The sequence below is a fragment of the Fulvimarina fulva genome (assembly GCF_039652615.1).
In the GTDB taxonomy this organism is placed as follows: Bacteria; Pseudomonadota; Alphaproteobacteria; order Rhizobiales; family Rhizobiaceae; genus Fulvimarina.
In genome coordinates, this window is sequence record NZ_JBDJAC010000001.1 from 286,188 (window position 1) to 299,295 (window position 13,108).

General features: G+C 59.6%; 14 protein-coding genes and 1 tRNA gene. 6 read left to right on the forward strand and 9 right to left on the reverse strand.

Translation table 11 applies throughout. From position 1 onward, the window contains the following. Window positions 1-41: 41 nt before the first annotated feature. From ygfZ to ABDX79_RS01295, 3 genes are read left to right on the forward strand one after another with little or no spacing between them, the layout of a single operon-like run. Window positions 42-887, forward strand: coding sequence for a CAF17-like 4Fe-4S cluster assembly/insertion protein YgfZ (gene ygfZ / locus ABDX79_RS01285; protein WP_346218447.1), 846 nt, complete (start codon window positions 42-44; stop codon window positions 885-887). 3 nt (window positions 888-890) lie between these two features. Then, entirely contained in the window at window positions 891-1,553 is a 663-nt protein-coding gene (locus ABDX79_RS01290; RefSeq protein ID WP_463671091.1) for a YfbR-like 5'-deoxynucleotidase, read from the forward strand. After that, window positions 1,550-2,065: a tyrosine phosphatase family protein gene (locus ABDX79_RS01295; protein ID WP_346218448.1), complete on the forward strand. Its 516-nt coding sequence runs from the start codon at window positions 1,550-1,552 to the stop codon at window positions 2,063-2,065. Before ABDX79_RS01290 ends, ABDX79_RS01295 begins: the two co-directional genes overlap by 4 nt. Before the next feature lie 19 nt (window positions 2,066-2,084). On the opposite strand, the gene panB is transcribed toward ABDX79_RS01295, so the two are convergent. Together panB and panC are read right to left on the reverse strand one after the other, a co-directional pair. Continuing rightward, window positions 2,085-2,906, reverse strand: coding sequence for a 3-methyl-2-oxobutanoate hydroxymethyltransferase (gene panB, locus ABDX79_RS01300; protein WP_346218449.1), 822 nt, complete (start codon window positions 2,904-2,906; stop codon window positions 2,085-2,087). Then, on the reverse strand, window positions 2,903-3,784 hold the full coding sequence (panC, locus tag ABDX79_RS01305) for a pantoate--beta-alanine ligase (protein ID WP_346218450.1): 882 nt from the start codon (window positions 3,782-3,784) through the stop codon (window positions 2,903-2,905). Before panC ends, panB begins: the two co-directional genes overlap by 4 nt. Window positions 3,785-4,462: 678 nt before the next feature. Between panC and ABDX79_RS01310 the strand changes: the two genes are divergently transcribed. Then, window positions 4,463-4,936, forward strand: coding sequence for a hypothetical protein (locus tag ABDX79_RS01310; protein ID WP_346218451.1), 474 nt, complete (start codon window positions 4,463-4,465; stop codon window positions 4,934-4,936). A gap of 365 nt (window positions 4,937-5,301) precedes the next feature. Here the strand turns inward: ABDX79_RS01310 and infC are convergent, their stop codons facing one another. Beyond that, window positions 5,302-5,841 (reverse strand): translation initiation factor IF-3, encoded by a 540-nt coding sequence (infC, locus tag ABDX79_RS01315; RefSeq protein ID WP_346218876.1) that lies wholly within the window; start codon window positions 5,839-5,841, stop codon window positions 5,302-5,304. A gap of 402 nt (window positions 5,842-6,243) precedes the next feature. Between infC and ABDX79_RS01320 the strand changes: the two genes are divergently transcribed. Continuing rightward, window positions 6,244-6,318, forward strand: a tRNA-Thr gene (locus tag ABDX79_RS01320). Between the two features lie 530 nt (window positions 6,319-6,848). Here ABDX79_RS01320 and ABDX79_RS01325 read toward each other — a convergent pair. The 5 genes from ABDX79_RS01325 to ABDX79_RS01345 all read right to left on the reverse strand — a co-directional run bounded on the left by ABDX79_RS01325 (window position 6,849) and on the right by ABDX79_RS01345 (window position 11,312). Next, the gene (locus ABDX79_RS01325; RefSeq protein WP_346218452.1) at window positions 6,849-7,613 is read right to left on the reverse strand and encodes a hypothetical protein; all 765 of its coding nucleotides are present in this window, start codon (window positions 7,611-7,613) and stop codon (window positions 6,849-6,851) included. 330 nt (window positions 7,614-7,943) lie between these two features. Then, a complete protein-coding gene (locus ABDX79_RS01330) occupies window positions 7,944-9,161 on the reverse strand; it encodes a porin (protein ID WP_346218453.1) in 1,218 nt (405 codons plus the stop codon). A 509-nt stretch (window positions 9,162-9,670) separates the two neighbouring features. Continuing rightward, window positions 9,671-10,153 carry a DUF3429 domain-containing protein gene (locus tag ABDX79_RS01335; RefSeq protein WP_346218454.1) on the reverse strand — a complete coding sequence of 161 codons (483 nt, stop codon included), beginning with the start codon at window positions 10,151-10,153 and terminating at the stop codon, window positions 9,671-9,673. Between the two features lie 156 nt (window positions 10,154-10,309). Further along, on the reverse strand, window positions 10,310-11,062 hold the full coding sequence (locus ABDX79_RS01340; RefSeq protein ID WP_346218455.1) for an alpha/beta fold hydrolase: 753 nt from the start codon (window positions 11,060-11,062) through the stop codon (window positions 10,310-10,312). A 91-nt stretch (window positions 11,063-11,153) separates the two neighbouring features. Further along, a complete protein-coding gene (locus ABDX79_RS01345) occupies window positions 11,154-11,312 on the reverse strand; it encodes a YqaE/Pmp3 family membrane protein (protein WP_346218456.1) in 159 nt (52 codons plus the stop codon). 247 nt (window positions 11,313-11,559) lie between these two features. On the opposite strand from ABDX79_RS01345, the gene ABDX79_RS01350 reads away from it, so the two are divergent. Next, complete coding sequence (locus tag ABDX79_RS01350; RefSeq protein ID WP_346218457.1) at window positions 11,560-12,084, forward strand: hypothetical protein; 525 nt, start codon at window positions 11,560-11,562, stop codon at window positions 12,082-12,084. 104 nt (window positions 12,085-12,188) lie between these two features. Here the strand turns inward: ABDX79_RS01350 and ABDX79_RS01355 are convergent, their stop codons facing one another. After that, a complete protein-coding gene (locus ABDX79_RS01355; RefSeq protein ID WP_346218458.1) occupies window positions 12,189-12,848 on the reverse strand; it encodes an invasion associated locus B family protein in 660 nt (219 codons plus the stop codon). Window positions 12,849-13,108 lie beyond the last annotated feature (260 nt).

Genomic DNA, 13,108 nt, shown 5'->3' on the forward strand with positions numbered 1-13,108 from the left:
CCGAGAAGCCAGTTCGTGGCTCCAAGGATTTGGGACGAATTATGCCCTATGCTCAGCTCGAAGACAGATCCGTCCTCCGTTTGAGCGGAAGCGATGCCGGCACGTTTCTCCAGACTCTCGTGACGGCCGATATCGCCGCGATGCCGGACGGGCTTGCGCGGCTCTCGGCGCTCCTGACGCCGCAAGGGAAGATTCTCTTTGATTTTCTCGTCTCGAAAATCGAGAGTGGTTACCGGATCGAATGCGCGGCAGCGGTGCGTGATGCACTCGCAAAGCGCCTGACCCTCTACAAGCTTCGCGCGAAGGTCGCGGTCGAACCCACCGACGAGGCTGTCTTTGCGCTTTGGGACAAGGGCGAAACGCCGGCTGGGGCAATGCGGGACGAGCGTTTCGGCGGCGCCAAGGTGTATCGGCTCTACGGCGAGGCACCGGCCGGTTCGGAGCCTGCCGATGCGACCGTCTTCCGCTCTCTTCGACTTCGCTCGGGCGTTGCGGAAGCGGAAACCGATTATCCGCCCTCTGAGATGTTTCCGCACGACGTGCTGCTCGATCAAAACGGCGGCGTCTCTTTCAAGAAAGGATGTTTCGTCGGTCAGGAGGTCGTCTCGCGTATGCAGCATCGGGGAACCGCCCGCAGGCGGCTGATGCTTGCGAACGGGGAACGGGACCTGACCGAGGGCGCGAACGTTATCAGCGGAGAGGCGAAGATCGGCACGCTGCTTGCTGCAGCCGAGCGCTCGGGTATTGCCGTCGTTCGAACCGACAAGCTGGCATCTGGTCTTGCAGACGGCGCTTCGCTGTCGGTCGATGGCGTGCCGGTGGAACTGACGATTCCCTCCTGGGCCGGTTATGCCCTGCCGGTCGATGCCGAAGCCAGCGAGGCCTGAGGCGTGGCGGCACGCCCTTCTTCCAGGCCGCCGCGCGTCTGGCAGCGCATGCTCTCCGGTCGGCGACTCGATCTCCTCGATCCGTCACCGCTCGACATCGAAATCGCCGACATCGCCCATGGGCTGGCGCGTGTCGCCCGTTGGAATGGCCAGACCTTGGGCGATCACGCTTTTTCGGTGGCACAGCATTCTCTTGTGGTGGAGGAACTTGTCGCGGCGAACCTGTCCGAGTCCCGCTGGCGGCTTGCAGCGCTTCTCCACGATGCGCCCGAATACGTGATCGGCGACATGATCTCGCCCTTCAAAGCGGTCCTCGGGATCAACTACAAGGCAGTGGAGGCGCGGCTTCAGGCGGCGATCCATATCCGCTTCGGCCTGCCGTCCAAATTGCCTTCGGCGGTCGAAAAGCAGATCAAGGCAGCCGACAAGGTGTCGGCACGCGAAGAGGCTGTCCGGCTGGCTGGCTTTTCCGCAAGCGAGGCCGATATGCTCTTCGGGCGAGCGAAAGTCGGTGATGCGTTCGAGGATCGGTTCGTGCCATCTCCGGCAAAGGAGATGGAGCATGCCTTTCTCAGGCGCTTCCAAACCATCGACCAGGAGCTCCACCCTGACAGCTCCGAGCCCTTAACCGATCCACGCCGCCGCGCCGGAGCCAGTGCCTCATGAGCTATCTTGTCGTTTCCTCGCTGGCCGAACTGGGCGCGACCGTCGAGACTCACGGTGCGAGCGATCTCGTGACGCTGATCAATGCCGATACGCCGGTTCCTCGACCGGCGCTTATTCCAGAAGATCGCCACCTGTTTCTGGGCTTTAACGACATCGTCGAGCCGATGGAGGGCATGACGCCGCCGCAGGAAGACCACGTGACGGATCTCATCGCGTTCGGCGCAGAGTGGAGCCGGGAGAAACCGCTGGTCGTGCATTGCTTCGCCGGCATCAGCCGGTCGACGGCCGCAGCCTATATTCTCGCAATGTCGATCAATCCCGATCTCGACGAGGTCGCCCTCGCGCAGGAATTGCGCGCGCGCGCACCATCCGCGACCCCGAACGCGCGGCTGGTGGGCTTCGCCGATGCAATCCTGAAGCGGAATGGACGAATGGTCGAGGCGATCCGGTCAATCGGTCGCGGCGCGGACGCTTTTGCCGGCACGCCCTTCATATTGCCGCTGAAACTCTGATCGAAGCGACGAGCTGCGCTTACTTGCTTCTCGGCTTGTAGACGTTCTCCGGTCCCGGAAACGCGCGGCTGCGCACCTCGCGCGCATAGTCGGCGACGGCTTCCTCGATCTGGGTTCCGATTGCGCCGAACCGTTTGACGAAGCGCGGAACGCGCGGCGTCAGCCCGAGCATATCTTCCAAGACGAGGATCTGTCCGTCGCAGGCATTCGAGGCGCCGATGCCGATCGTCGGGATCGACAGCACTTGCGTAATCTCGACGGCGAGCGGCTCGACGACACCTTCGATGACGACGGCGAATGCGCCGGCATCCTCGACGGCCTTCGCATCGCCCAAAATCTTGGTACGGCTCGCCTCGTCATGGCCCTGGCTTCGAAAGCCGCCGAGGCTGTTCACCGCCTGGGGGGTGAGGCCGACATGGGCGCAGACCGGTATGCCGCGCTCGGTGAGATACCGGATGGTCGATGCCATCGCAACCCCGCCCTCCAGCTTGACGGCCCCGCATCCTGTCTCCGCCATGATACGAGCTGCGCTCTCAAACGCCTTCTGTTCGCTTGCCTCATAGGAACCGAAGGGCATGTCGACGATCACAAGGGCTTCTCTTGTACCGCGTACGACCGAAGCTCCGTGCAGGATCATCATGTCGAGCGTCACGGAAATGGTCGAGGCCATGCCGTGTTCGACCATGCCAAGACTATCGCCGACGAGAACGAAGTCCACGTGCGCTTCGACGAGTTGTGCCGTCACCGCGCTATAGGCGGTCAGGCTGACGATGGGATCGCCGCCCTTCATCGCTCTGATATCCGGCGCCGTCCGTCTCTTGGCTCTGACTTCGGCACTCATCGCGCTTCCTCCGGCTCGCTTCTTCCTGCAGCAGGTTGTGCCTCGCGCTGATCGATCAAGAGGACGGGACCGAATTGGGCGGTAACGAGAATGACGACGGGCTCGGCAGTAAACTGGTTCACCGGTTCCAGGTGATGCGCCGTGCGAATGTCGAGAGAGCGAAGCTCGGCGAGCGGCTCGTCTTCGATCATCGCGCGCATGGCGGCGAGAACCGGCTCCGGCTTTCGCGTGCCGCCTTCGATCATCTCACTGCCGCGCTGTAGCGCTTGAGATAGCACACTCGATGCCTGCCGATGATTTGGGTCGAGGCGAGCGTTGCGCGAGGAAAGTGCGAGACCGTCCGCTTCCCGCACCGTCGGCACGCCGACGACCTCAATCGGGAAAGAAAGGTCGGCGACCATGCGGCGGATGAGGGTGAGCTGCTGAAAATCCTTGCGGCCGAAATAGGCGCGATCGGGCTGGACGATATTGAAGAGCTTGCACACGACTGTCGCGACGCCGCGGAAATGACCAGGGCGAATCGCGCCGATGAGATCGTTCCCCAAGGGTTCGACGGCAACATGCGCCTGCAGCGGCTGCGGATACATCTCCAGAGCAGCTGGCAAAAAGACGAGGTCGACTCCGGCCTTTCGGCAAAGGTCCAGATCGGCCTCCAGCGTGCGTGGATAGTGATCGAAATCCTCGCTCTCACCGAACTGGGTCGGATTGACGAAAATCGAGACGACAACGGTGGCGTTGGCTGCGCGAGCTTGATGGATCAAGGCCGCATGACCGGCATGGAGCGCACCCATCGTCGGAACGAGGCCGATGGAGAGGCTCTGCGCGCGGCTTTCCTTCAGTGCGTTCCGAAGGTCCTCTATATGCTCACAAATCTTCACGGATTGCCTGGCCTGCTATTCCTCGTTAGCCGAACATCTGGGCCATCGTCGGGGATCTCTGCCCTGAAAGCGCGATCATTCATTCGGCCTCAACAGTTTCGCGTGCCGTATAACCCATCGGCCGTGGAAAGCCACGGCGAGATTGGAATTCGGCGGGCAGCAAACGCTTCGCGCGACAGGGAGCAGGTGTGCCGATCCGGCAAATCTGCTTCTTGACCAAGCAAAATGTGTTCGAAGTAGGCCTGCCAAGGATAGACTTGTCGAAATCTCTAAGTTGTGATTATATTCGCGCGGGGCGGAAAGTGGTGAGTTCTCATGAGAGTACCATTTCCGGGATCGCCCGATAGTTTTCGGGCTCTGTTGGCGTATTCGACATTCGATCGATCGGGATGGCGCGCATTCGGCGACCACCTGCAGGCCCGGTTTGAAGGGCTTCAAATTTCCATTGAATCGGTGCCCGCACCGGCGGATCTGCTTATAGGGTCCGTGGCCGCCGAGGTGAATGCCTCGCATGGACCGAGCTATGCGCTGGTGGCGAGCTCCCCGCCGGCTTTTCGTGTCGACGAAGATAAACTGGAAGAATGCAGGATCGAGCTTGAATGCGGCGGGTCCGACGGCCGGCTCCACCAGTTTTCTCTCCTGTTCCAGCCGCGTTTTCGAGAGACATATCGTGCGCCTTTGACTGCTCTCTTGAGGCGAATTCGCGGTGAGGTCGAGGATGCGCTTCTGGCCTGGGACGACATGTCCAGTCTGTGTGAAAGCGGCAGCGACTGCGCCCGGGAGCGGCTGGAGAACCTCTGGAGCTCGCTTCCGTTCGGCGTCGCGCTGATGAGCGCTCGTGGCAAGCTTCTGGCGATGAACCTCGAAATGGCAGAGGGTCTCGGGCAACGCGGCAGGTTCCTGCCATTGTGCAACGGCGATTTTGCGTCCGCCCTTGGGCGACGATCACGAGATCGTCTCCACGACGCGATCGATCAGGTGATCGCATGGGGTGGGGAGGAAGACCCTCGGTGGGCCGCTTTCTCCGTCGGAGGAATGGATTTCAGACTGGGTCGGGTCGATGGCTTCACGGGGCGAGCCCTCGGTCACCCGCCGACTTTCATGATCCTCACCGCTAATGAAGCCCGTTCGGGATCGTCGCTACGGGATTGAAGGTGCCCATCCCTCTATGGTTGTCGCGGCCACGCCGCTTCAATGGGGAAAGCGCAAGATGGCAGTTCCGACGTTCGCTTCCGGCGCGTGGTCTCGTTCGTGGGGATTGCCAGGCGTTCAGCTGACGAGGGCGGATAGCGTTTCACGGCCTGCGACGCAAGAGCATCCTCGAAATCCGCGACTGCCAGGCGAAACGCAGGCCCGCCGAATTGCAAACCGGTTTCCGGCATCCTCAAAACCCGGCCATAAAAAAGCACGCGGCGAATGCATCGCCGCATGCTGGCATTATCAAGACGTCCATCCCGAACGCCGGGCATCTTCAGGAGACGTCGCTGACCATATCCGCCTGGATAGGATGACGAGGCTCAGCCACGCGGGGCGAGAACCATCATCATCTGCCGGCCCTCGAGTTTGGGCTCTGCCTCGACCTTCGAAATCTCGGTCGTCTCTTCGCGTACGCGATTGAGGAGCCGCATTCCAAGTTCCTGGTGGGCCATCTCGCGTCCGCGGAAGCGAAGCGTCACCTTGACCTTGTCGCCATCCTCGAAGAAGCGCCGAACGGCCTTCATCTTCGTCTCGTAGTCGTGGTCGTCGATGTTCGGCCGCATTTTGACTTCCTTGACCTCAATGGTCTTCTGTCGCTTGCGGGCTTCGGCGGCCTTTTTCTGATTCTCGTATTTCAGCTTGCCGAGATCGAGAATCTTGCAAACAGGCGGGTTCGCGTTCGGAACGATCTCGACGAGATCGAGACCGGCTTCTTCAGCGAGCGCCAAGGCTTCGTCCGTCGGCGTCTGTCCACGATTTTCGCCTTCAGCATCGATCAGCTGAATCGTCGGAACCCGGATTTCCCGATTTGAGCGTGGCCCTTCTTTTTGGGCCGGCGGTGCACGGAATGGTCTGCGAATGGTCGTTGTCTCCGTATAGTTGTCGAATACCTGGTGTACCGGTTGAAAGGCGTCCGAAGGCGCGATGGTTCCCGGTGAAAGCGAATATCCCGTCTGGGCCTAGGCCGGCGAAATCATGCGCAACTGCCCTCATATTAGCATGAAATGGTTTGATTTACACCCTGCCCCTCTCGAAGATGAGGGGGCGAAGGAGCTGAACCTGTCTCCAAAATGATCTTCAGGCACGAAGTCGTACCTCTATGGCATCGCGATGCAATTTTCCTCTTGACTGCGAAGCCCAAAATGTCGAGACACGCGCCATCGGTCGAACACCTGATTTCGGAAACCGAGGGTCGGCGATTTAGATTGCCACCTTTTGCCGAAATCTGGGCGTGTTTGTTATCGATGGCCGAATGGTCACGGGCTGCCGTAGCTCAGGGGTAGAGCACTCCCTTGGTAAGGGAGAGGCCGAGAGTTCAAATCTCTCCGGCAGCACCATCATATAAGCCTTACGGCGGACGGCTTTAGCTCCGCCGGATAATCACTTTCCGAATTGACTTGAAGACATCGTCTTGTGTGCAACTTCGCGCCGGCGGCACGTTTTCACCTAGCGCCCCGCCGTTCTGTCCTCCGGCCGATCTGGATGGAGCGGCGACCTCGATGAGAGTTTCGCGATGGCGCTGTTCCGCGTGGTGTGGTGTTGGGAGGGTATGGCGGATTGGATTTTGCCCCGATTTAGCGCGCCTTTGGTGACGTGGCCCGAACAAGGGTGAGGGGCCAACGGCCCGAATTGCAGCCAGAGCAACCAAAGTAGGCGCGCGCTCATGATCGAGTTGACCGTTGCCTGTTTGTAACTCGCCATATGCACCACTGTATGGGGTGCCAAGAGGAAAAGACGCAAACCGGCCGGGATTTGAGTCTCGCGAAGTCCATAGGCCTTCGGCCGCCCGAGCGGCCTCTGAGCTATTTGCTGGAGAAGTGAATTCGACCCTGTTGCCAATTCACTCTCTCTAAGTTGTGTGAAGGCCTTACTGGCGGGCGCGAAGTGCGATTGCTTGCCGAATCCAGCCGTCCTGCTCGATGCGCCCGCTTTCGCAGCCCAAGGCGTTCTCGATCCAAGCGGCCTGCGGTTTCGTCCAGCCGGCAATCTGTTCGAGGTGGAAGACGCCGAGATCGTAAAGCAGACGCTCGAGGGAAGGGCCGATCCCCTCTATTTGCGTCAGTGATTCGGGAGAGGCGCCTTCGCGAGGTTTGGCCAGCAGCTGCGGTTCTTCGCCAACTTCGATCGTCCCGCTCAGCTGGGCGTCGTCGAATTGCGCCTTTGCCGATGAGTCGGTACCGCTGTCTGGCATCGGCATCGAGATCGCCGATTTCTCTGGCTCGTCGGGAGCGGCACGATTGCCGCGCTCCAAGCGGATCACCTCGACACTGATCGTGCTGCCGCCAAAGCTTGCGAACTTGGCCTTGCCGGTTGGCGGAGCGCTCTTGCCTGGCTTGATTTTCGGCGTCCATGTCGAGTGCATCGCCTTGATGCGCTGGCGTTCTGCCTCGAGCTCGGCCTCGGATTTCGAGAGCTGCCGATAGTCCAGAGTGCGAAAGTCTTGACGATAGGCACGCGCCTTGTGCTTGGCTTCGAGCGGATCGTCTTCAATCACCTCGCCCGCACTGACCCTAGCCTTGAGAGCGTTGATGAGCTTCTGATCCGCGATCGGGCCTGGGTCCCAGTCATTCGAAGCGGGGGCTGCCCCAATTCGATCCTTCTTTGGTGTATTGCCGTCGTCGGAATTCGCCATGGAAGCCCTCGCTGAAGATTCTGTTCTCGCTGCGCAGCCGCAATAAAGGCCTGTTCAGCCTTGTGTGCGGTGCGCTCTCATGAAGCCGCTTATAGCTTTGGTTCGGCGAGACGGCAAACGGCAGGCTCTCTTACGTCACCCATACGATTGCTTCCCAGTGACCGGTTTCGATGACGCTGTTATGCCGCCTGCGCCTAGAAGCGCTATCCCGCTCAAATTGCGTTGCTCCGACCAAACCCTTGAGGTGACGGTCTTTCACGACGTCCAACGCAAAGAAAAAGGGCCCGGCCGAAGCCGAGCCCTTTCCCGAATGCTGTTCTAATCGAAGGATTAGAAGGAGCGGACGAACTGAACGAAACCAGCGGTCTGGTCTGCATCGTTGTCGACGAAGCCGTTCTGGCCGTTGAAGTCGATGCTCGAGTAGGAAACTTCTGCGAGCATGTCGAAGTTGTTGGTGATCTCGTAACCAACGTTGCCGACGAGCTTGTAGTAGTCGCCGTTACCAGCGTTAACGGTGCGGATCGGAGCGGTGAGGATCGTGAAGTCGTCGAAGGTTTCGCCGTAGACACCCGAAACCGCAAGACCGAGCTTGCCGAAGCTCTGAGCATAGCCCGCACCAACCTGCCATTCGGTCGCAACCGCACCGACGAACGGATTGATATCGTTGCCCAGCGAACGAACGTTGTTGAACAGGCCGAGGGTCGAGTATGTCGACGGATCGAACGCGTAGGAGCCTTCGAACTTCAGCTCGGAGTCAGCTGCGATGATGTCCTTGAACGAAGCGTTCGCCTTGAGGACGAATGCATCTTCGCTGACGACCGGGTTCAGAAGTCCGATGCCGAACGGTTCGAAGCCGCCCTGGCCGAACTGCACGGACTCTTCGTAAACACCGTACAGATTGAAGCTGCCGAAGCCGCCGGAATAACCGAGCTTACCGACAACGTTCGGAGCGAAGTCGCCGCTGCCGTCGTCTTCGAGTGCAACGGTGGCTGCAAGGCCGCCGGCTGCGAACGTGTAGGACACGCGGTTGGTCTGGATGTCGCCGATCGGAAGATCGGTATCGGTCAGGAGGCCGTCACCTTCGGTGAACAGCGAGTCGAGGTAACCCATGGTGAGGCCGCCGAGCTGGATGTAGCCCATGTCCATGGCGTACGACTCGTCGTTGCTGTAGGCACCGAACGTGTTGGTGGCCTGGATGCGAGCGAACGCACGGAGCGTGCCGAGCTCGGTCTCTTCACGAGCGTCGAAGTTCAGACGAACGCGGACGGCGGAGCCGGCCTGGTAGTCGTCGCCTTCGGCGTTGCGAACGAAGTTGTTGCCGAAGCTGTCTTCGACCGGGCCTGCGACAGCGTACTTGAAGCGGACGTAGCCGTTGATCGAGAGGCACGTCTCGGTGCCCGGAATGTAGTGGAAGCCGGTGCCGTAAACGTCGCAAACGCGAACGTATTCGGTGGGCTCTGCCATCGGTACGATAACGTCCGCAGCGCGGGCGCCGGTAACTGCGACGAGGGCCGCAGCGGAGCCGAGAAGAAGGCTCTTAATGTTCATGTCCTGACCTCCAGTCATATTATTGATGGGTTGGGGCATATCCTTGAGAATTTTCTCTCTTACCCGTCCCTGCGAAAGCCGGCGCGATTTGTCCCCGCGGTCTTTCTGATGACGACAATATCCATCCATGTCGGCGGCGCAATTACAGAAATGCCACACCAAGCCCAAACCGGCTGTAGAGACACACCCTGTTGCAGGGAGAACACGAAACTGGAAACCACTTGTTAACTCCTGTGGCGGCAAGGCGCTGAAAAGGTGGCCGAATCCGGTTGCGGCCCCAGGAATCACCGTATGCGACGCCTTGCTGGCAGATCTGACCCAGCACAAGATGCCGAGCGCAAGGGGCTTGGCTCGCGGGCAAAGTGGCAGGTTTTCGCTTGTGGATTCGGTCCTGTCTGACACGGTCGAGTCGACAGTCTGTTGCCTCGGGCAGACCGGATCGCTGGGCCGGTTCGACGGCAGCCCTCAAGCGACGCACGATGTGGGCGATATGATAAGTCTTTAGAAAATCAGAAGGTTCGGAAGAAGACGAGGAGCTGACAGCAGACCACGACGACCGTGAGGACGAGCCTCAGGCGGGCGAACCATGCGGGAAGCTTGCGCATGCGCGCGGAAGCGAAGTCCCAGATGCCCTGAAGCGCGAATGAGACCGCAAAGCCGGCAAAAGCGTAGGGGACGGGAACGAGAACGAGAGCCCAACCCATGAGGGATGGCAGAACGGATAGAATCAGATCGCGTTGCGGATTGGTCGCGTCGCGCCGAAGCCCGAGACCCCACCGTATTCCTCCGAGGAAGGAGAGGATTGCCGCTGAATAGGCGGCAAGAGCCAGGGTCACGACGCCGAAGGCGATCGTAGAGGTTCCGCCATAGGCAAGGAGGCCCGACAAGAGCACGAATGGCACAAGTCCGCCGAGACCGAGTGCCCAAGCCGTTCGAACAGGCGGACCGGCCTGTGTGTCCCCAACCTGTTCGATACCATGGTCCCCGGTCATTTTAAGTCGTTGCGCCATCCATGAATAAAATTGCCAATGAGCCTTTGGTTTCAAGGCGGCATATCGCAATCAAACTGCCGAACAGCCGCGAAAGAAGTGAGCCCGCCGCGTCTCCCAGATGAAACCGCTTTCGCCGTCCGGCCGTACAGCTAAATTCTATGCTGCCAAGAAATCGAGGACCGCCGCTTTGAAGACCTTGTCTCCCACCGCAAGCATGTGATCGCGGTTCGGGATATCCAACGCCTGCGCGTTCGGCATCAGCTCCGCGAGTTTTTCAGGTGAGCCGGCGATGTCGTCTTTCGATCCGACGCCGATGAGCGTCGGAATATCGATCGTCTTGACGTCTTCCTCCGTCAGCTCTTCGCGCGAGTGGGCGATACAGGCCGCAAGCGCTTTCCTGTCGCTCTTCGTCCGGTCGGCGAATGCCCGGAACATTTGTCCCCTCGCGTCAGTGACGTCGTCGATGGATGGAGCCCGCAACGCCTTGGCAATGGGATCCCAATCACCAACGCCGGAGATCAGTCCATAGCCCAGGCCGCCAAGAACGAGCTTTTCGACGACCTCCGGACGGCAAAGGGCTGCGAAAGCGCTGACCCTGGCGCCCATCGAATAGCCGAAGAAGACGGCCGAGCCGATGTCCAGATGATCGAGAAGCCCAAAGGCATCCTCGGCCATCTTGGCAGGCGTATAAGCTGCCTCGTCTTTAGGCTTGTCACTCCGTCCATGGCCGCGATGGTCGAAGGCAAGAACCCGGTATCCAGCTGATGTCAGAGCGTCGACCCAACCGGGATCCGTCCAGTTGAATTTGATCGACGACGCAAAGCCATGGATCAGCAGGACGACAGGCCCGTCTGCGGGTCCCTCGTCGATGAAATTCAGTTCAAGACCGTCGCGATTGAATGTTGGCAAGCGATCAACCCCTATTGAAAAAGCCCGGCTTATCTTCTTGCCGGGCTTAACATGCTCGCTCATGCAGATGCAGTGTGTCGGGCGAGCGTCCTCAGTATTTTCCGATGACCCAGATTGCGTGGATGACGCCGGGGATGAAGCCTAGGAGCGTCAGCACGATATTGATCCAGAAATGTTTGCCAAGTCCGACCTGCAGAAAAACGCCCAGCGGGGGAAGGATGATCGCGCAGATGATCCTGATGATATCCATGGCAGGCCTGCTCCTTTAAAAGATTGATACGTTGACCGAAGCAACGTGCGGTGGCCTGCGACGTTCCGTGTCGTTGAACGCGATATTTCGTGAAGTCGTTGTCTGGATAATCGATCCGGGCACGCGGCAGGAACGGGGAAGGGGACTTCGCGCAATTTTGAACAGGCTGGTTTCTGTCATCTGTCTCCTAAGTTCCATTTTCATACCGTCGCATCGCGAGATCGAGAAGCAAGGACAGGAATAGGGAATGAGCTTCAATAATTTCATCGCCGCCGGATCGTTTGTCTTCAGCCTTGCGACCGGTTCCGCGGCTCTGGCTCAAGGCGACGATTATTTCGAACGCTATAGCGGCGACTGGGAAGGTGGCGGTCGCGTGCAACTGGAAAAGCTGCCGAAGCCGGTCAACGTGTCATGCGAGGCGGAAGGCACCGCGGAAACCGAGACCGAATTCAAGCTTCAAGGCACCTGCTCGGCGATGCTGGTTCTCAGCAACAACATCGGCGCGGAACTGGTTCTGGACACGAAAACAGGTCAGTATACCGGGGTCTACACAGGATCTGAAAGCGGACCCGCGAAACTGGCCGGCACGCGCAACGGCGACAGCCTCGACCTCGAAGTGACCTGGAACAAGGTCATCTACAACGACGACAAGGCCGTGATGACGATCACCAACGATGGTGACGGATCCTTCGTGTTGAAGGTGACCGAAGAGATCGATGGAAAGGACGTGGTCGTCTCGGACCTGAGCTTCACGGAGAAGAAGGCGCAGTAGCGGGGGCCCGGCGGCTCCGGCTCGGACAGTTCACGACGAATGAAAAGGCGCTCCGTGTGAACGAAGCGCCTTCATAGAGTGTCGTGATGTTCTCGGATAAAGCCTTACTGGGCTGTCTCGCCGCCGCTTTTCGCAGCATTCTGAGCATCTTCGAACTTTTTGCGACGGTCCTCCGCCTGCTTCTGGAGAGCCTCGTTCAGCTCACGCTGACGCGAAGCGATCTCGGAGGCATCCGTCGGATCGCCATCATAGGCTGCCGTGAAGCCGGACAGCGTGATCGGCACCGGATTTGGCTGGCGCTGGAAGTTGATCGAAGTGACGGTCATCTTCTGGCCGCGCTTCATGCGGCTGACCAGATCGTTGGTCAGTTCGGCCTCGGCGATGCAGCGGTCCTGGAAGCAGACCGAATAGTTCAGCGCCACCGGGCTGGCGTCATCGATCTTGACCTGGACGCCGGCCGGAATGACGCGGCCGGTCGGAACGACGGCCTGAACAACCTTCTGGTTAACCTTACCTGTAACCTCGATGAGATTCATCGCGGTGATCAGCTGGCGGGTATCAGCAACCAGGGTGAACTGCGTGTTGCAGATATTGTTCTCGCCCTGCTGCGAGCAGACCTTGAACCACTCGCCCGGTACCGTCTGCATACCCTGGCCGCCGCCGCCAGGCGCACGCTGCTGCTGCTGTGCCTGTGCTCCGCCGGCAAATGTTGCGGCACCAAACACAGCCGCGGCAATCATGAAAGACGTAAATTGGCGTTGCATCAATAGGAGGCCTCTGTTCCTTCAAGCTTGGGCAGATCGGACTACGATCGGATCGCGTTCGCCGGATTTCTTAAACGGCGGTTCCGTCTGACGCAAATAAGGCCAATTGAAGACTTACACGGGCGAGCAGATGAATTGACCTCGGGGGCGATTTGCGTCCAACAAGTGGCTCAGATGCCGCTTTGGCTGCTGACGAACCCGTGAAAATGCTGGTTTCGAGGCCCTGTGGGCAGACAGGCTCATCAAAGAAACTGACGGCA